This is a genomic window from Sphingomonas faeni (assembly GCF_040407505.1).
In the GTDB taxonomy this organism is placed as follows: domain Bacteria; phylum Pseudomonadota; class Alphaproteobacteria; order Sphingomonadales; family Sphingomonadaceae; genus Sphingomonas; species Sphingomonas faeni_E.
The window spans coordinates 375,910-393,314 of sequence record NZ_JAPZPQ010000004.1; the positions used below are offsets into that span (position 1 = coordinate 375,910).

General features: G+C 65.2%; 18 protein-coding genes. 5 read left to right on the plus strand and 13 right to left on the minus strand.

Annotated elements, in window-relative coordinates:
• The first annotated feature begins 80 nt into the window (after positions 1-80).
• On the plus strand, positions 81-245 hold the full coding sequence (locus O6X71_RS14945; protein ID WP_353466527.1) for a hypothetical protein: 165 nt from the start codon (positions 81-83) through the stop codon (positions 243-245).
• Here O6X71_RS14945 and O6X71_RS14950 read toward each other — a convergent pair.
• On the minus strand, positions 239-1,177 hold the full coding sequence (locus O6X71_RS14950) for a D-2-hydroxyacid dehydrogenase (RefSeq protein WP_353466528.1): 939 nt from the start codon (positions 1,175-1,177) through the stop codon (positions 239-241). The two genes, O6X71_RS14945 and O6X71_RS14950, sit on opposite strands and share 7 nt — an antisense overlap.
• Positions 1,178-1,350: 173 nt before the next feature.
• Entirely contained in the window at positions 1,351-2,784 is a 1,434-nt protein-coding gene (gene cysS / locus O6X71_RS14955) for a cysteine--tRNA ligase (protein WP_353466529.1), read from the minus strand.
• Between the two features lie 177 nt (positions 2,785-2,961).
• On the opposite strand from cysS, the gene rpsU reads away from it, so the two are divergent.
• Together rpsU and O6X71_RS14965 are read left to right on the plus strand one after the other, a co-directional pair.
• Positions 2,962-3,168, plus strand: a complete 207-nt coding sequence (gene rpsU, locus O6X71_RS14960; protein ID WP_055878578.1) for a 30S ribosomal protein S21 — start codon at positions 2,962-2,964, stop codon at positions 3,166-3,168.
• Positions 3,169-3,294: 126 nt separating this feature from the next.
• Positions 3,295-3,891 (plus strand): FKBP-type peptidyl-prolyl cis-trans isomerase, encoded by a 597-nt coding sequence (locus tag O6X71_RS14965; protein ID WP_353466530.1) that lies wholly within the window; start codon positions 3,295-3,297, stop codon positions 3,889-3,891.
• 612 nt (positions 3,892-4,503) lie between these two features.
• Here O6X71_RS14965 and O6X71_RS14970 read toward each other — a convergent pair.
• Together O6X71_RS14970 and O6X71_RS14975 are read right to left on the minus strand one after the other, a co-directional pair.
• Positions 4,504-4,737 carry a hypothetical protein gene (locus O6X71_RS14970; RefSeq protein WP_176501462.1) on the minus strand — a complete coding sequence of 78 codons (234 nt, stop codon included), beginning with the start codon at positions 4,735-4,737 and terminating at the stop codon, positions 4,504-4,506.
• Positions 4,738-4,936: 199 nt separating this feature from the next.
• Positions 4,937-5,731, minus strand: coding sequence for a metallophosphoesterase family protein (locus tag O6X71_RS14975; protein ID WP_353466531.1), 795 nt, complete (start codon positions 5,729-5,731; stop codon positions 4,937-4,939).
• 205 nt (positions 5,732-5,936) lie between these two features.
• Between O6X71_RS14975 and O6X71_RS14980 the strand changes: the two genes are divergently transcribed.
• Positions 5,937-6,956 carry a M48 family metallopeptidase gene (locus O6X71_RS14980; RefSeq protein ID WP_353466532.1) on the plus strand — a complete coding sequence of 340 codons (1,020 nt, stop codon included), beginning with the start codon at positions 5,937-5,939 and terminating at the stop codon, positions 6,954-6,956.
• Here the strand turns inward: O6X71_RS14980 and wecC are convergent.
• Entirely contained in the window at positions 6,913-8,232 is a 1,320-nt protein-coding gene (gene wecC / locus O6X71_RS14985; RefSeq protein ID WP_353466533.1) for a UDP-N-acetyl-D-mannosamine dehydrogenase, read from the minus strand. The two genes, O6X71_RS14980 and wecC, sit on opposite strands and share 44 nt — an antisense overlap.
• Entirely contained in the window at positions 8,216-9,340 is a 1,125-nt protein-coding gene (wecB, locus tag O6X71_RS14990; RefSeq protein WP_353466534.1) for a non-hydrolyzing UDP-N-acetylglucosamine 2-epimerase, read from the minus strand. Before wecB ends, wecC begins: the two co-directional genes overlap by 17 nt.
• Positions 9,341-9,449: 109 nt before the next feature.
• Here wecB and galU point away from each other — a divergent pair, with 109 nt between their 5' ends.
• Complete coding sequence (galU, locus tag O6X71_RS14995; protein ID WP_353466535.1) at positions 9,450-10,322, plus strand: UTP--glucose-1-phosphate uridylyltransferase GalU; 873 nt, start codon at positions 9,450-9,452, stop codon at positions 10,320-10,322.
• A gap of 24 nt (positions 10,323-10,346) precedes the next feature.
• On the opposite strand, the gene O6X71_RS15000 is transcribed toward galU, so the two are convergent.
• The 7 genes from O6X71_RS15000 to ubiB all read right to left on the minus strand — a co-directional run bounded on the left by O6X71_RS15000 (position 10,347) and on the right by ubiB (position 17,402).
• Positions 10,347-11,720: an exopolysaccharide biosynthesis polyprenyl glycosylphosphotransferase gene (locus O6X71_RS15000; RefSeq protein ID WP_353466536.1), complete on the minus strand. Its 1,374-nt coding sequence runs from the start codon at positions 11,718-11,720 to the stop codon at positions 10,347-10,349.
• Positions 11,721-11,901: 181 nt separating this feature from the next.
• Complete coding sequence (locus O6X71_RS15005) at positions 11,902-12,669, minus strand: HesA/MoeB/ThiF family protein (protein ID WP_353466537.1); 768 nt, start codon at positions 12,667-12,669, stop codon at positions 11,902-11,904.
• On the minus strand, positions 12,666-13,091 hold the full coding sequence (locus O6X71_RS15010; RefSeq protein ID WP_353466538.1) for a hypothetical protein: 426 nt from the start codon (positions 13,089-13,091) through the stop codon (positions 12,666-12,668). The genes O6X71_RS15005 and O6X71_RS15010 overlap by 4 nt, the downstream gene beginning before the upstream one ends.
• A complete protein-coding gene (dut, locus tag O6X71_RS15015; protein ID WP_353466539.1) occupies positions 13,088-13,525 on the minus strand; it encodes a dUTP diphosphatase in 438 nt (145 codons plus the stop codon). Before dut ends, O6X71_RS15010 begins: the two co-directional genes overlap by 4 nt.
• Positions 13,522-14,709 (minus strand): bifunctional phosphopantothenoylcysteine decarboxylase/phosphopantothenate--cysteine ligase CoaBC, encoded by a 1,188-nt coding sequence (gene coaBC, locus O6X71_RS15020; RefSeq protein WP_353466540.1) that lies wholly within the window; start codon positions 14,707-14,709, stop codon positions 13,522-13,524. The genes dut and coaBC overlap by 4 nt, the downstream gene beginning before the upstream one ends.
• Before the next feature lie 10 nt (positions 14,710-14,719).
• On the minus strand, positions 14,720-15,865 hold the full coding sequence (locus tag O6X71_RS15025; protein ID WP_353466541.1) for a hypothetical protein: 1,146 nt from the start codon (positions 15,863-15,865) through the stop codon (positions 14,720-14,722).
• A gap of 4 nt (positions 15,866-15,869) precedes the next feature.
• Positions 15,870-17,402, minus strand: coding sequence for a 2-polyprenylphenol 6-hydroxylase (ubiB, locus tag O6X71_RS15030; RefSeq protein ID WP_056062157.1), 1,533 nt, complete (start codon positions 17,400-17,402; stop codon positions 15,870-15,872).
• Between the last annotated feature and the right edge of the window lie 3 nt (positions 17,403-17,405).

The window sequence follows — 17,405 nt, forward strand, 5'->3', positions numbered from 1 at the left end:
GATAACTCCATTCATATTAGATTAAAAAATATATGGCGTCTTCGCTGTCCAATTGGCATTGTCCCCGCATGGACATGCCAATGCGTATCATCATCGCGCTATCGATCATCGGCGGGGGTATTCTCGCCGGCGTACCGATCCTGATCATTTATTCCCGCCGTCGCCGTGCCGACAAACTGCGCCGCCGGGGAATCAAGAGCTACAATCGCAGTCGGCGCCCCGCCGCGACCCAGGTCAGTCAGTAACCCGCGTCGAGATCGGCGACGTTATTCATCGGGCGACCGGCTAGGAACGCCACGAGGTTGTCGAGGAACAGCGTTGCCCCTCGAGCGAACATCGTCGTCTGGCTACGGCCCGACAGGTGCATCGTGACGATCGCGTTAGGCGTCGACCAAAGCGGATGATCCGCGGGCAGGGGCTCCGGGCTGGTCGGGTCGAGCACGGCCCCGGCAATCGTCCCGTCTGTCAGTGCCACGATCAGCGCATCGTCGTCGATCATGTCGCCGCGCGCAATATTGATCAGCCAGGCGGACGGCCTCATCCGCTGTAATTCTTCGCGACCGATCATCGCGTGCGTCGCGTTGGTCGAGGGCGCGGCAAGGATCACCCAGTCGAACGCATCGAGCCGATCCCGCCAAGCATCGGGCGTGACCGTGCCATCGCGGCCGGTGCGCGTTACGCCGGTGACCTCGACCCCGAACGCGGTCAAGCGATCGCCGATCATCTTGCCGATCGTGCCGTAGCCAATGACAAGTGCCTTGGTTCCGGCGAGTTCGATCTTGCCGGGCGCGTCCTTCAGCCACTCATGACGGTCCTGCGCGCGGACGACGGTATCGAAGCGCTTGGCGGCGACGAGCACCGCCATCACCGCATATTCGGCGACCGCGACGGCGTTGATGCCGGCACCATTGGTCAAAGTGACGCCGTTCTCTCGCAGTGCGTCGAGCGGGAACGCGTCGAGCCCGGCATAGATCGTCGAGACCCATTTGAGGTTCGGCCCGGCATGGCGGATCGCGTCGGCGACGAGTTTGGTCGGCTGCATGTCCACCCAGGCGATATCCGCGTCTGCGATCATCGCGTTGGCTTCGTCCGGCTTGGCGAACCAGGCGACGTCTAGGTCCGCGGGCAGCTGCGGTTCGAGGAGCGGGCGGGCGGCGGCTGGGAGGACGGCTTTCATCCGGAGAACATCGGCGTGCGGCGGGGCATGTCAAGTTGTGCCGGGGGCAGCGACGGATCGGTCCCGCGTTCCCCTGCAGTAACACGCTACCACATGGTCTCGTTTTCCGCGCGAAGGCGGGAATGACGATAGATTTTCCCTGTGGCCCTAGTTCTTGGACCTACCCGGCGGGCTCACACCACCGCGATCTTCCAGTCCCAACCTAGCGAGTCGCCGTCCATCACCTCGACACCCGCGGCGGCGAGTTCGTCGCGGATCGCATCCGATCGCCCGAAGTCCTTCGCAGCGCGCGCATCGCGGCGATCCGCCAGCCGTGCGGCGATCGCATCCTCGTCGATCGTCGCCGTGATTGGCCGGATCCGCAGGTCCTCGCGGCGGATCGTCGCCAGGTCCAGCCCCAGTACCGCGTCGAAATCGTCCAGCGCAGCGATACGGTCCGCCGGCGCGACCCGCTTGTCCGCGAGCAGTTCGTCGAGGATCGGCAGCGCGCGCGGCGTGGCGAGATCGTCCGAGACCACCTCCTCCAGCCGGTCGGCATAGGCATGCGCGCTACCCGACGGCCCGCCGGGCTCGCGAGCGCGCAACGTCTCGACCGCTTGCACCATGCGCTTCAGGCGGATCGCCGCCGCGGCCAGATTCTCCCAGGAGAATTCCAGTTCGCTCCGATAATGCGCCTGGAGGCACATCAGCCGGTAGGCGAGGGGGTGGAAGCCGCGGTCGACGATCGTCTGCATCGTCGTGAACTGGCCCGTCGACTTCGACATCTTGCCGGCACGCTCGACGAGGAAGTTGTTGTGCATCCAAACGCTCGCGCCGGTATCCGCGCAATCGCAATGCGCCTGGTTCTGCGCGATCTCGTTGGGGTGGTGGATCTCGCGGTGGTCGATCCCGCCGGTGTGGATGTCGAAATGCGCGCCGAGATAATGCTTGCTCATTACCGAGCATTCGAGATGCCAGCCGGGCGCCCCGCGACCCCAGGGCGAATCCCATTCCATCTGGCGGTTCTCGCCGGGCGCCGAGGTCCGCCAGATCGCGAAGTCCTGCGAGTTGCGCTTGCCGGCGACCGGTTCGATCCGGCTTTCTATATCGTCGTTGCCGGCCCGAGCGAGGCGGCCATAGTCCGGCACCGTCGCAACGTCGAAATACAGCCCACTGTCGAGCATGTAGCAATGCTTCGGTGCGATCTGTTCGGCGAACGCGACCATCTCGGCAATGTGATCCGTCGCAACCGCCCAGCGAGCCGGCGGCACGATATTGAGCCGCGCGACGTCGCGTTTGAACACGTCGGTATAATAGGCCGCGATCTCCCAGATCGAACGTCCTTGCGCCGCGGCGGCCTTCTCCATCTTGTCGTCACCGACATCGGCGTCGGAGGTCAGGTGGCCGACATCGGTGATGTTGATGATGTGGGTCGTCGGCCACCCCTTCCACCGCAGCACGCGGCCCAGCGTGTCCGCGAACAGGAACGCGCGCATGTTGCCGATATGCTGGTAATTATAGACGGTCGGCCCGCAGGTGTAGAGCCCGACATCGGTCGGATCGATCGGCTGAAAGGTCTCGAGCTGGCGCGAGAGGCTGTTATATAGTGTCAGGGGGATACGGGTCATGGCCTGCTCTTAGCGCTGCATGGGCCCTCCCGCAAAGGCGCTCACATGTCGGGCAGACCCGCCGGAATACGTGGTTTGGCTTGAAACGACGGCGCTCCGCTGATAGGGGGCCCAGTTCATGCGGCGCGGACCTGTTCGCGACGGCAAAAATCTATTCGTCCGGAGCTTATCGGGTTTATGCAGATCATCGTACGCGACAACAACGTCGACCAGGCCCTTCGCGCGCTTAAGAAGAAGCTGCAGCGCGAGGGCGTGTATCGCGAGATGAAGCTGCGCCGGCATTACGAGAAGCCGTCCGAGAAGCGCGCACGCGAGCGTGCCGCAGCGATCCGTCGCTCGCGCAAGCTCGACCGCAAGCGCGCAGAGCGCGACGGCGCACGCTAAGATTTTGTCGGCCGTACCCGGCGAGCGGGTGGGTCGATAGTTCGGGGTGCCGTGATCGGCACCCCAATTGCTTTCCAACGGCACGCGCGGCGCTCCGGCGTGACCAGATGACCGGGGCCTGATCCGATGTCGACCGTCACCGCAGTGCCGCTGCAGCCAACCAAGCGCAGCTACCTCGTCTATCTCTGGGTCGGTATCGCGCTCGCGCTTATCGCCGCGGTTGCGCTCGCGCGTCAGGGTGATGATCCCCTGGCCCGCAATGCGCGCGCGCGGGGCGTGGTCGTTACCGCATCCGGCCTGCAGTATAAGGTGATCGCGCCCGGCAAGCCCGGTGCGGCCAAGCCGACCGACGCCGACGTCGCACTGGTGAATTACGAGGGTAAGCTGCTCAACGGCACGACCTTCGACAAGTCTCAGCAGCCGACGCCGTTTCCCGTGGCTGGCGTGGTCCCAGGTTTCTCCGAGGGTCTCAAGCTGATGCCGAAGGGCTCGAAGTACCGGTTCTGGGTTAAGCCCTCGCTTGGATACGGTGACAAGACGACCGGCCCGATTCCGGCAAACTCGACGCTGGTCTTCGACGTCGAGTTGCTCGACTTCCTGCCGCAGAGCGTGGTGCAGCAGATGCAGGCACAGGCGCAGATGGGTCGCGGCGCTCCTGGTGGCATGCCAGGCGGTGCGCCGGGCGGCATGCCCGGTGGCACGCAGACGCCGCCGTCTCAGTAAGCGGGGCGACGGTATCGGGTAGAGCTCATACCGCGCCATGATGTCGAATTTGCAGCGCGCCTCGCTCCATTGCGGGGCGCGTTCTGCGTTTAGGCAATGCGTGCCGATTATGCGCAAGCCAGCTATACGCTAGCTCGGTCGGCCAGCGGGACAAGTCAGCGGCTGGCAAGATGGCTGGCCTGATTCCATAGAGGATCGGCCGCTCTAGGGGGGGGCGAGGCTTCCGCGGGGGAAGGGGCGCAGAGGGCCTCGGGCCGACCTGTCCGGCAGTCGCGTGCTACAAGGTCGGTTAGTTCAGCCGTCCTTCGGATAACCCGCGCGGCGATACGCTATTGCAGTATTGTTTCGGCCCTCGGCGTTAAGGCCGATGCCGTCTTATGCTGAGCCATTCTGAGAAAGTGCGCGTCTAGTCCGCTTTGCACAGAATAGCGCAGCCGGAGCCTACCGGACGCCTTTGGCCATCGGCGGTATCGGGCAGATCAGCAGCTGAGTTCTACGCGTGGCACGGCAGCACATTGTGCTTCGGCACACGTTGGCCCGCCTGTCCTCAGAACGGCAGACAAAAAAATAGCGGCCCGAAGACCGCTATTTCTCGAACTAAAGTCGTAAGACTTAATTGCTGTCCGAATCGTCGTCGTTGTCTGCAACGATAACGATACCGGCGATAACTGCAGCTGCTGCGAGAACCGCAACGATGATGCCGCCGCCAGCGAGCTCGTTCTTGTCAGCCGAAACCGAACCCGAACGGACCGAATGTGCAACCGACAGATTTGCCGGTGCTGCCATGGCCGGAGCAACTGCCATCGTGGCTGCTGCTGCGGTCAGGAGATACTTCCCAAGACGCATGATGAACTCCCTTTGTGCTCGTCGCGGCAGGCAATGGCATAAAACCTTACCCAACGCAACTAAGGCCCTTTGTAACAACGCGAAGAGGATCGCACTGTTGCGGCAGTGCAACACACACTTCCGCTGTTTCTCTATAGCCGAGGTGCGCCACGAAGAAAGCGTTCGCGTGCAAACCGCATGATATTCGCGGTGAGATGCGTCAGTTCGTCTTCGGTCCGATGGCGGTGCCGGTCTGGAGCACCCAGGTTTCCGCGCCTTCCATCCCCAGCGCAGTGAGGCGGCCCGATGCGTAGGCGCCGGTGTCGATACCGATTCGGTGTCCGCGTCGTTCGATCTCGTCGGTCATGGTGTGGCCATGGACGATCGTCTTTTCCAACGTCGAGCGATGATCGAGGAAGGGATCGCGAATCCATCGCAGGTCCGACGTGCGTTGCAGGTCTAGCGGTGTATCGGGACGCACGCCCGCATGGACGAACGCGTAGTCGCCGATCACGATCATGTCCTCGAACTTGCGCAGGAACTCGCGGTGTTCGTCGGGCACGAGCGTTTCAAGGCGTTGCACCAGTTCTTCATAGTCGAGCCGCTCATATTCCGCGGCTTCCATGCCGTAGCTCAGCACGGTCTCGCGCCCGCCGATGCGGCAGAACAAGCGAAGCGCTTTGGGTTCGCCGTCGAGCGCACCGAGGAAAATCTCCTCGTGATTACCGAGCAGAAAGCGGACGTCGGGGCGGTCGGGGCGGGCATGGGCCAGCCCGCGCAACCGATCGATCACTGCCGCCGAAGCGGGCCCCCGGTCGACGATGTCGCCGAGGAATATCAGGGTCGTTTCCGCTGCACCGCGGTCGCGTTCGTCGGCTTCGATCAGCCCGATCAGTTCGTCGAGCAGGTCGGCGCGGCCGTGAATGTCGCCGACGGCATAGACGCGGCGGCCGGGAGGAACCTGCGGTTGAGTCGGCTTGGCAACGCTACGAGACTTGAAAAGCTTTGAAATCATGCTGCAATCGATGTGGGGAGGAAGATGTATGGGACCTGATCGAACGCGTCACTTGGTCGCGCGGGCGCATGCGATCGCATAGGATGTTCCTGCAGGCGTCGCAACGCATCGCCGTGTCCGGGCGCAACGCATCGCCGCGATAGGGCGCGCGGGGCTTGCGGTCGTGCAGCATGACGCGGGGGCGCACGACGGCTATGGGGACGCCATGTCGATGATCTCCCGCTTCGCGCCGTTCCTGATGCTCACGGCTGCCACGCCCACAGCTTTGCCTGCCGCACCGATGCCCGTAGCGGATGCGGCGCCAACGGCTGCGTTCTTCGACACGTTGCGCGCTGCCGATCTCCGGCTGGCGACGATCGCGTATCGGCTGACCACCGCGAACGCCGCATTGTGCGACCGCCTCCAGCCGCAGATCGGCATGCCGATCCATGCGCTGACGCAATATGGCCCAGACGCGCGCAAGGCTGCGGCGGCCATCTTCGGGTTCGAATCCACGATCGGTGTCGAGGCGGTCGTCGCCGGCGGTCCAGCTGACCGCGCAGGGGTTCGCCCCAACGATTCGATCGTCGCGATCGACGATCGCCCGCAACCCGGCCTACCGTCGGCCGATGCGCCCGAAAGCGCGGCAGTTCGCGATGCTGCGGAAGCGGTCATCACCGAGGCGCCGGTCGGAAAGCCGTTGCGACTGACGGTGTTGCGCGACGGCAAGCGCTTGCCGATCACGATCACGCCGGTGACCGGATGCCGGTCGCGGTTCGAGATCCTGCTGGGCAGTGGCCTGGATGCGAGCGCGGACGGGGCGATCGTGCAGCTCGGCGAGCGGTTTTTCGAGGGCTATACCGACGAGGAGATCGCGGTCGTCGTCGCGCATGAACTGTCGCATAACATCCTGCGTCACCGTGCGCGGCTCGATGCGGCGAAGATCAATCGCGGGCTGCTGGCGGAACTCGGTCGCAACGGCCGCCTGATTCGCCAGACCGAGGATCAGGCGGACCTGCTCGGCATCTACCTGCTCGCCAACGCCGGTTACGACCCGATGTCGGCCCCGAAATTCTGGCGGAGCAAGGGCGGCGCAATCGACGGCGGGTTGTTCCGTAGTCGCACGCACGCCTCGTCGAAGGCGCGCGCCGAAGCGCTGGAGGCCGCCGCGCGCGACATCGCGGCGACCTCGACGCGGCCGATCATCCCGCCAGTCGTTGCGACTCGAAACGTGCCGTTGCGCTGACCGCGGGAAGCGACGCGCGCGGTTGATCCGGCCAGATGCCGCGCGTGTCGAGCACCGCCTTGTCGATGCGCTCCTCGAGCGGGATCGACTTGAACACGTCGTGGTCGACCAGCACGATCATGATCGAACACGTCTCGATCGCGGTATCGATGTCGATCAGCGTCGCGCCGGTGTCCGCCAGCACGGCCGGCAGCGTCTGCGCATAGGGCTCGACGATCCGCACCCGGTCGCCGAACTGACGCGCCACGGCTTCGGCGACCTTGAGGGCAGGGCTCTCGCGGAAGTCGTCGATGTTCGCCTTAAACGCCAGGCCCAGGCACGCGACCGTAGCGTCGGGTGACGCTTCGACCAGCGCCGCGACCTGCGCGATGACGTGGTCGGTCTTGCCGTCGTTGACCTCGCGCGCGGTCCGGATCAGCGGCGTCTGGTCGGGGGCGGCGTGGACGAGGAACCACGGATCGACCGCGATGCAATGCCCGCCGACACCGGGGCCGGGTTGCAGGATGTTGACGCGCGGATGGCGATTGGCGAGGCGGATCACCTCCCACACGTCGACCCCCATCGTATCGGCGATTAGCGACAATTCGTTGGCGAACGCGATGTTGACGTCGCGAAACGCGTTCTCGGTAAGCTTCGTCATCTCCGCCGCGCGCGCGGTCGTGGTCACGCAGGCACCGCGCACGAAGCGGCGATAGAAGGTCAGCGCCTTACGCGCGCACCGCGGCGTGATCCCGCCGATGACCCGGTCGTTGTCGATCAACTCGACCAGGATGCGGCCGGGCAACACGCGCTCCGGGCAATAGGCGATCGCGATATCCGCGTGGTCGCCGGTCTTGCCCGGTACGCGCAGATCGGGGCGCAGGCTTGCCAGCAGGTCGCGAACCTTCTCCGTCGTACCGACCGGCGAGGTCGATTCGAGGATGATCGTATCGCCCGCCTTCAGCACGCTCGCGATGGTCGTCGCGGCGTCGAGGACATAGCGGATATTGGGTGCGTGATCGGCGTCGAATGGCGTCGGCACCGCGATCACGAACACGTCGGCGGGCTCGATCGCGGTCGAGGCGCGCAACGTGCCACGCGCGACCACTCCCGAGACGAGGCCGTCCAGATCGACCTCCTCGATGTGCACGCGGCCGGAATTGACCGTCTCCACGACCGATTCGGTCACGTCGACGCCGAGCACCTGGGCCCCCGTCCGCGCGATGATCGCCGCGGTGGGCAGGCCGATATAGCCGAGCCCGAGGACGACGACGGTGAGGTTAGAGTCCGACAGCATGCGCAACGACCTTTGCGATTTTGGCGGCGGCATGGCCATCCCCGAACGGGTTATGGGCGCGGGCCATCGCGGAGTAGCGCGACGTGTCGTCGAGCAGGGTGAAGATTTCGGAAACGATGCGGTCCTCGTCGGTGCCGATCAGCCTCGCCGTGCCGGCTGCGACGCCCTCCGGACGCTCGGTGGTCTCGCGCATCACCAGGACTGGCTTGCCGAGCGCCGGCGCTTCCTCCTGCACGCCGCCCGAATCGGTTAGGACGATGTCCGCCATGCCGAGCGCGCGGACGAAGTGCGGGTAATCGAGCGGCTCGATCCGCGCGACGTTGGCGCGGGCACCGAGGATGTCGTCCATCACCGATACGACGTTCGGGTTGGGGTGGACCGGGAACAGCACCGCGACGTCGTCGCGCTCCGCGATCCGGCCGATTGCCCGCGCGATCGCTGCCATGCCATCGCCGAAATTCTCTCGGCGATGCGTCGTGACGAGGATGATCCGCCTGCCCGCAAAGCGCGCAGCGATCGGGTCGAGCCCGGCTGCGAGCGACGGGTCCGCCGCGACGCGGTCCGCGGTCCAGTGCAGCGCATCGATCACCGTGTTGCCGGTGACATAGATCGTGTCCTCGGCGATCGTCTCGCGTCGCAGCGCATCCGCGGCGGTGTCAGTCGGCGCGAAATGCAACTTGGCGATTGGCGCGACGATGCGACGGTTCACCTCCTCGGGCCAGGGATGGTAGATGTCGCCCGACCGCAGCCCGGCCTCGACATGCGCGACCGGCACCTTCCGATAATACGCGGCAAGCGCACCCGTCATCGCGGTCGCGGTGTCGCCCTGCACGATGACGAGGTCGGGCCGTTCGGCGTCCATGACGTCGCCGAGCCCGACCAGCAACCGCGCGGTGAGGCGATCGAGCGTCTGCCCCGGTTCCATCAGGTCGAGATCGATATCCGGCACGAGATCGGCGATCGCGAGGACCTGATCGAGCAACCCGCGGTGCTGCGCGGTGACGCAGGTGCGGACGGTCAGGCCGGGGATCGCAGCCAGCGCCCGGATCACCGGGAAGAGTTTGATCGCTTCGGGTCGCGTGCCGAAGATGACGAGAACTTTGGGCATGATGCAGTCCCTAGATCAACGTCTTTAACGGCGCGCTAATTCAATGCGACAATTTGCGCGCAGGCGTAACGATCGGTAGACGGTCCCGCGAGATCAAAGGGAGCATCGAATGACCATAAAGCCGCTGCGCAAGGCCGTGTTTCCGGTCGCTGGACTGGGTACGCGCTTCCTTCCGGCCACCAAGGCCATGCCGAAAGAAATGCTCACCGTCGTCGACAAGCCGCTGATCCAGTACGCCGTCGAGGAAGCGCTGGAGGCGGGGATCGAGCAGATCATCTTCGTGACCGGGCGCGGCAAGGGTGCGCTCGAAGATCATTTCGACATCTCGTACGAGCTCGAGGATACGATGCGGTCGCGCGGCAAGTCGCTGGACGCGATCAGCAATATTCGGATGAAGCCCGGTTCGCCGGTCTATGTCCGCCAGCAGGAACCGCTCGGCCTCGGCCATGCGGTGTGGTGCGCACGCGAGATCGTCGGCGACGAGCCGTTCGCGGTCCTGCTCCCCGACGAGCTGATGGTCGGCAAGCCCGGCTTCATGAAACAGATGGTCGAGGCGTATAACCAGGTCGGCGGCAACGTGATCGGCGCGCTCGAAGTGCCCGATTCGGAAACCGATAAATACGGCATTATCTCGCCGGGCGCGATCGATGGTCGGCTGACCGAAGTGACCGCACTCGTCGAAAAACCCAAGCGGGGCACCGCACCGTCGAACCTGATGATCCCGGGGCGCTATATCCTCCAGCCAGAGGTGATGCGAATCCTGGAAACGCAGGGAAAGGGTGCCGGCGACGAGATCCAGCTGACCGACGCGATGGCGCAGTTGATCGGCAACCAGCCGTTCCACGGCTTCACCTTCGACGGCCAGCGTTACGACTGTGGCGACAAGGCTGGCTACATCCAGGCCAACCTGGCGATCGCACTGGCCCGCGACGACATCGGGCCTGTGGTTCGCGAGTTCGCAAAGGGCTTGCTGGCGGACTAAACGATCAGCCCGCTCACCGGAACGTTAGAAGGCGTTCCGGTGGAGCAGGACGCGGAAGGTCAGGACGATAATCTTGATATCGCGCCAGATCGACCAATGCTCGAGATACTCCAGATCGGCCTGGAGCCGGTTGCGCAGATCGTCCTCGTACAGCGTCGCGCCACGATAGCCGCGAACCTGCGCGAGGCCGGTCAGGCCAGGCTTGGCAGCATGGCGATGCCAGTATCGCTGGTCGACTTCCCAGAACAATTTGTCCGCGGCGCGCGAGCCGAGTGCGTGCGGACGCGGGCCGACAATGCTCATGTCGCCCTTCAGGACGTTCAGCAGCTGCGGCAGTTCGTCGATGCTGGTGCTGCGGATAAACTTGCCGACGCGCGTAACCCGGTCGTCGTCGCGCGATGTCGAGCGCGCGCCAGCGCCGTCGCTGTGATCGACTCGCATGCTGCGGAACTTCATCAGGCGGAACATCTGGTTGCTGCGACCGATCCGGATCTGGCTGAAGAAGATGGGGCCGCGCGAGTCGAGCTTCACCGACAGCGCGATCAGGATCCAGACGGGCATCAGCGTCACCAGCGCACAGCTTGCCAACAACACGTCGAAGCTACGCTTTACGAAGCGGTCGAACAAAACCAGCGGGCCGTTGGCGATAATGACCGTCGGCGTGTCGCCGTGCGCGCTGATGCCGAGTGGCGCCAGCACGTTCAGTTCGGGCATGAATATCTCGCTCTGGATATTCGCGCCCTTCAACGCCTGCGCCCAGGCGAGCCGGCGTTCGGGGCTGCACGCGACGATCACCCGGTCCGCACCCGACAACGACTGCGCGAGGCGGTCGTACATCACGGGATCATGGTGGTCGGGGTCGAAATACGAGTCCGCGGCGATGACGATCGAAAAGTCTCCGCGCGGGATCGGCTGGCCGGAATCGTAGAGCAAGACGATGCTGAACGGGTTTCCGCCGATGATCGCGGGCATGTGCCGGACGAACAGGAATCGTCCTAACGCCAAGGAAACAATGGCGAATGCCGAACCGGTTGCGACGACAAGACGCGGAAACGTATCGCTGGCCTTCAGACAGAAGGCGATGAAGATCACCGCGGAGATCGCCAGCGCATAGGCTTGCAATCCCCGCGCGACGGATCGGAAAGGATCGCGCAAATTTGCGGCTGCATAGCTGTCGTTATTGAGCGTTGTAATAACAAAAACCGGGATCAGCATCGCAAGGATTACGATCCAGGCGGTGTCGTTCGCGAAGACCCCCCGCAAAGCCGCCGCCGCCAGATAACTGACAATGATGCACGTAGTATCTACCATCAGCATGCCGAGGATCAGGCGAACGCGCAGCGAGGACGCGCTCGGCCGCCAAGTCCGCGCAGGCTTCTTGCCGCGCGATGGGGCCATAGCGCGGCTCAAAACGCCGCTTTCTACATTCATGAACTTGTCGGACGCACGCGCAGTCCCCCCTGCGCAAAGCGATACCGCGAAATGCCGCAATGCAAAAGAACTACTGTTCGTCGATCACGAAAGTTTAGTTGTTATTTTTCCAATTTTGCCCGGAGCGAAAAAGAAACTTGCCGCTAACTTACCGCGAAGTCCCGCTTTTGCCGCACGCCGTACACCCCGGATCCTTGGGAAGACGAATCGTCCGAAAACGTAGTGCGAGCAGGTCGATCAGCAGCAATTTGCCGGCTGGATCGTCACCGAACGGCGCAATCGCGCGTAGCACCTCAAGCGCGGCCAAGCTGCCGATTACCCCGGTGACGGGGCCGAGCACGCCGTCCTCTGCGCAACTCGTCTCGGCACGCTCGGGGTCTTCACCGACGAAACAGCGGTAGCACGGCTTGTCGGCTTCCCACCCGCGATAGGTGGCGAGCTGCCCTTCGAACTGGCCGACTGCCGCGGAGACAAGCGGGATTTGCGCGGCATGCACGGCATCGGCGACGCAAAAGCGGGTTGCGAAATTGTCGCAGCCGTCCAGCACGACATCGGCATCCGAGAGCAGGTCCGCTACGTTCGAAACGTCGATCCGAACACGGTGGGTCTCGACCGAGACGTAAGGGTTGATCCGGTTTACGGCGGCTGCCGCTGCGTCGACCTTGGCGATACCGGTATCTGCGGTCGTGAAGATCGTCTGGCGCTGAAGATTGGAGGGTTCGACTCTGTCGTCATCGATCAGGATCAGGCGACCGACTCCGGCGGCCCCCAGATACTGGATCGCGGGCGAGCCGATCCCGCCTGCGCCGACGACCGCGACGGTCGTCGCCTTCAGCCGCGCCTGCCCGATGCCGCCGAATTCCTTGAGGACGATATGGCGTGCATATCGGGCGAGTTCGTCGTCGGAGAGGATCATGCGCCCCAGGCGAACGTCATGCTGGTGCGGTACCAGGTGTCGGTGTTCGCGTCGACGACATCGATCGAATCGCGCGCGCCCAGGATCACGCCTGCGGCATATTGCTCGACTGTCGGGCAGTCGATCGCGCGCGGCGTTACTCGGCGGACCCTGCCGTCGGGGGTGATGAGCACGGCGAGGTCGACGGTCAGCGCCCAACCCTGCGCCGTCCGGACGACGTGGGTGCAGCGACCGGCGACGACTTCGCCATGCACATAGGCGGAGCTGTTGGCGAGCGTCGTCGACTGCCCCCGGATGCGTAGGATAGGAAGCGTGCTCCAATCCTGAGGCGGCATCGTGCCGGCCATTGGGGTGGCCGGTGCGGCAGGAGCCAGGGCCGGTGCTGCTGCAGTCTGGAGCAGGAGGAGAAGAGCGGCGATCATCGGCCGGTCGATCCGAAGCCGCCTGCGCCGCGGGAGGTGTCGTCGAGCGTGGCGACTTCTTCCAGCGATGCGCGAAGGACGACCGCGGGAACAAGCTGTGCGATGCGGTCGCCGCGCGCGATCGCGAACGGTTCGCTGCCGAGATTGGCGAGGATCACCTTCACTTCGCCGCGATAGTCGCTGTCGATCGTGCCCGGCGTGTTGAGGCAGGTGACGCCGTGCTTGAACGCAAGGCCGGAGCGCGGACGGACCTGGACCTCGTGTCCAGCGGGGATGGCGATCGCAAAGCCGGTCGCGACGGCGGCGCGTGCGCCGGGGGCGAGCGTCAGTTCCTCGGCAGCGACGACGTCCATCCCGGCGGCACCCTCGGTCGCATAGGCAGGCAACGGCAGGCCCTCGCCGTGCGGCAGGCGCTTCAGTTCGATACGGATCATGACGCGGCTTCTAGCGCATCGGCGATACGGTCCGCCAGTCGTGCGGCGACCGCTTCCTTGGGCAGGCGCTCCCAGCTTTCGACGCCGGCTTCGGTGACGAGGTGGACGCTGTTGTCCGCGCCGCCCATCACGTCGCCCGATACATCGTTGGCGACGATCCAGTCCGCAGTCTTGCGAATGCGCTTGGCAGTGGCGTGCTCGATAACGCGTTCGGTCTCGGCGGCGAACCCGATCAGCAGGTGAGGACGGTCCGGGCTGCGCGCCAGAGTTGCGAGAATGTCGGGGTTTTCCGCAAGCGTCAGCGTCGGCGTTGCATCGCCCTTCTTGATCTTCTGCTGCGAGGGTTCGACGTGCCAATCCGCGACCGCGGCGACCATGACGGCGGCGTCGGCGGGCAGCGCGCGGTCGACCGCGTCCGCCATCTCCCGCGCCGTCTCGACATCGATCCGGTCTACGCCCTGCGGCGTCGGCAGCGTCACGGGGCCAGCGACCAGCGTCACACGAGCGCCGAGCCGTGCCAATGCCGCGACGATCGCGAAGCCCTGTTTGCCCGACGAGCGGTTGGCGATGTAGCGGACCGGGTCGATCGGCTCGTGCGTCGGTCCGGCGGTGACGAGGATGTGACGCCCTGCCAGCCGCTTCGGCGGGGAAGGGATAAGCATCGCTTCGATCGCGGCGACGATCGCGGGCGGCTCGGGAAGGCGGCCGGGACCGTACTCACCACACGCCATGATTCCCTCGTCCGGCGTCATCACCGTCACGCCATCGGCGCGAAGCTGCGCCACGTTGCGGACAGTCGCGGCATGGCCCCACATGCGGACGTTCATCGCCGGCGCGACTAGAACCGGTTTATCGGTCGCGAGCAGCAGCGTCGTCGCGAGGTCGTTCGCTAGTCCCGCCGTCATCCGTGCCATCAGGTCGGCGGTGGCAGGCGCGACGACGATCAGGTCGGCTTCGCGACTAAGCTGGATATGGCCCATTTCGGCCTCGTCCGTGAGGTCCCAGAGCGTCGTGTAGACCTTGTCCTCGCTCAGCGCGGCGAGCGTCATCGGCGTGACGAAATGATGCGCCGCCTCGGTCATCACGCACCGCGCCGCGTACCCGCGCGTCTTCAGCAGGCGGATCAGTTCGGCGGCCTTGTAGGCGGCGATCCCGCCACCGACGATCAGGAGGATGCGTTTCATGCTCGCAGCTCTAGCGGATAACGCGCGTGACCGTAATGCGCCGCGTATCGCTGGCGGCGGCGATCATGTCGCGCAGGCCGTCCACCGCGAACACCAGCCCGACCAGCAGCACCGGCGTGGTCATCAGCGCCCAGTAGAAATTGTCGCTCCGTGCAAACAGCGAGATCAGCGCGGCATAGGCGGCGAACACGACCAGCGCACGCGTCGCGACCGCATCGCGCCACGCGAGCCAGCCGAACAGCGCGGTGCCGAGGATCAGCGAGGCAAGCCACTGCGGCAGAATGTCGAGCCCCGACGAGATCGTCGCCAGCCTGACGTAGAACCCGAACCCTTCGAGCCCGGTCCACCCTTGCGATACGCGGTCGAGCGGACCGCTGACCAGCGACACCGCGTGCGCATGGGCGGCAAGCACCACGGCAAAGACCCCGATCGCCCCAAGCCACCCCAGCGTCTCGCGCCGCTCGCCCTCAAGCCACGCGAACACCGCCATGATCGCGACGTACAGCAATGCGGTCTCGCGGATCAGCATCGCCGACAGCCCGAACGCGACTGCGGGCAGCCAGTGGCCGGGGCGGCGCAACGCGAGGGACAGTGCGATCAGCGGACCTGCCCAAACTTCGTGGAAAACCACCAAGCTGGAGTCGAGGTTCACGTAGAGACCGGCGACCACCAGCAGGCCCGCCGTACCGAGCGGAACGACGCCTGCCGTTTCCGGACGAAGCCGGGCGACCCAGGCCAGGACCGTGCCGACGCACAACGCCAGCAGTAGCAGGTTGACCAATATTGAGGGCAAGGTCGCCTCGACAACTGCCAACGTCGGCAGTCGAACCGCGAAAAACGGTTTTAGCGGGTAATGGCCGATGCGCTGCGTTTCGGCAGCGACGGTGTAATAAGGTGATCCGCTCCGGACGCCGGCAACGATCGTTTCGTACAGCAGCAGATCGGTCTGCCCTGGTGGCGGGCCATCGGATGCGACCGAGGTTGATGCGGCGCCTCCGTCGATGCTCGGTCGCGGGCCCGGCGAGGCGATCGCGCTGAGGCAGGCCGCCAGGAATACCAGGAACAGCACGAGCCCGATCCGAGCCTGCGCCGACGGCATGCCCGCGAACCGGGTCGCGCGGGTCGTCCATAACGGAGCGCCGCGACGCGTCTTCATGCCCTCAACCAAATAGCAGCGTCGTCACGACCCCGGCGGCGGCCGCGAGCACCGCGACCAGACCGTACCGCCAGCCGCCACCGATCCGGATCACTTCGATTTCGCGCAACGGCATCGTTGGCGGAGCCCCACCGGGGGCGGGGTAATGCGCCTCGATCCGGCGGACCAGTTCGGGAAGCCGGGTCAGCGTGCGGAAATCCTCGATCAGGCGGTCGGCGATCATCGCCTCGGGACCCAGCTCGCCGCGGATCCAGTCGCGGACGAATGGTTCGGCGGCTTCCCACAGGTTGATGTCGGGGTTGAGGCTGGTCGCGACGCCCTCCACCATCACCATCGTCTTCTGCAGCAGCAGCAGATGCGGTTGCGTCACCATGTCGAAATCGCGCGTGATCGAGAACAGGCTGTCGAGCATCATGCCGATCGACATGTCCTTGACCGGCAGCCCCCGCATCGGTTCGCCGACCGCACGCAGGGCGGTGGCGAATTCGGCGACGTCGTGGTGCGCGGGGACGTAGCCCGCCTCGAAATGGATCTCGGCGACGCGCTTATAGTTGCCGGTGATAAGGCCGTAGAGAATTTCGGCAAGCCAGACTCGCGCGCGGCGGTCGATCCGGCCCATGATGCCGAAGTCGATCGCGGCGATGCGGTTGCCGGGCAGCGCGAACAGGTTTCCCTGGTGCATGTCGGCGTGAAAGAACCCGTCGGCGATCGCCTGGCGCAGGAACGCGCGGACCAATGTCTGTGCGAGTGCGGGGAGGTCGTAGCCGGCGGCGACGAGCGCGGGGCGGTCGGACAGCTTGATGCCGTCGATCCACTCGATCGTCATCACCTTGGCCGTCGAGCGTGCCCAGTCGATCGCGGGGATGACGAAATCGGGCTCGGCGGTCATGCCCTCGGCGAGTTCGGAGGCGGAGGCGGCTTCGCGGCGGAAGTTGAGTTCGCGCAGCGTCCAGCGCTTGAAAGTCTCGATCGTCAGGCGCGGACGCAGGCGCATCGCTTCGGGGCTGAGCGCCTCGAGTTGCGCGGCGGCCCAGCTGTACGTGTCGATCGCGCGCGCGAAATCGTCCTCGACGCCGGGGCGGAGGACTTTCACCGCGACCTGGCGGCCATCGGTTGTGACGGCGCGGTGGACCTGCGCGATCGACGCGGCGCCGACCGGGATCGGTTCGATCCGCGAGAACAGCGTTTCCAACGGCTTGCCGAAACTCGCCAGCATCGCCGCCTCGATCGTCTCGTAGGGGACGGGGGAGAGCTGGTCCTGGAGCCGCAGCAGGTCGTGCGCGGCATCCTCACCGACGAGATCTGGCCGCGTCGCGAGCGTCTGCCCCAGCTTGATCGCCGCAGGTCCGATCGCCTGGAACGCATCCGCATAGCGCGGCACCGCCGGCACGCGCGCACCGAACCGGGCGATCCGTGCGAGGCGGCGGACAGGCGCGGGGGTGTTGGGGTCGCGCTCGATCCCGCGCAGCGCGCCGTGGCGTGCGAGAATGCGACCCCATTTCAGGAGGCGCCAGACGTGCGTGGTTGAAGCCGTCACAGT